1 protein-coding gene is annotated in these 556 nt (G+C 53.1%); it reads right to left on the bottom strand.

The genetic code is table 11. The annotated features are described in order from the left end of the window. A partial coding sequence (locus R7Q48_RS29930; protein WP_318134027.1) for an MATE family efflux transporter occupies positions 1 to 556 on the bottom strand: 556 nt, incomplete at both ends.

The following is a 556-nucleotide window of genomic DNA, read 5'->3' as shown; positions in this document are numbered from 1 at the left end:
GCTGAGGATTTTTTGCCCCTAAGTTCTGCGCCATAAATGGCGTGAGTGCGGAGGTCAGCGACATCAACACTAAGATCAGAATCGACTCAATACGCTGCGCAGCGCCGTAAGCTGCCACCGCTGCCGTGCCGTGGCTAGATAGCAGCATCATCAAAATCGCGCCCGACAACGGATTCATCGCATTGGATAGCGCTGCAGGGGTGCCAATTTTTAACGTCTGTTGCCAATCTTGTTTCAATGAGGCCCATTGAGGTTGTGCGAGCAGTTTTTCGCGTTTCACCAACACATAGAAAGAGCCGCACAAAGCGCCTAGCCAACTAAAGGCACTCGCTCTAGCGGCGCCTTGAATGCCAAGTTCTGGGAAAGGGCCGTAACCGAAAATCAATAGTGGATCGAGCATGCCGTTGATCAGACCGGCCAACATCATGATCTTAGCGGGTGTCTTAGTGTCGCCAGTGGCACGGATCGCACTGTTGCCCGCCATTGGGATCACCAACAGCGGAATGGTGAGGTACCACACCTGCATGTATTGTTCGATGAGCGGAATCAGATCGTC

The sequence above is a fragment of the Vibrio sp. 378 genome (assembly GCF_033339435.1).
The sequence above is the reverse complement of the archived record's forward strand: the minus strand, read 5'-3'. Positions and strand labels throughout refer to the sequence as shown.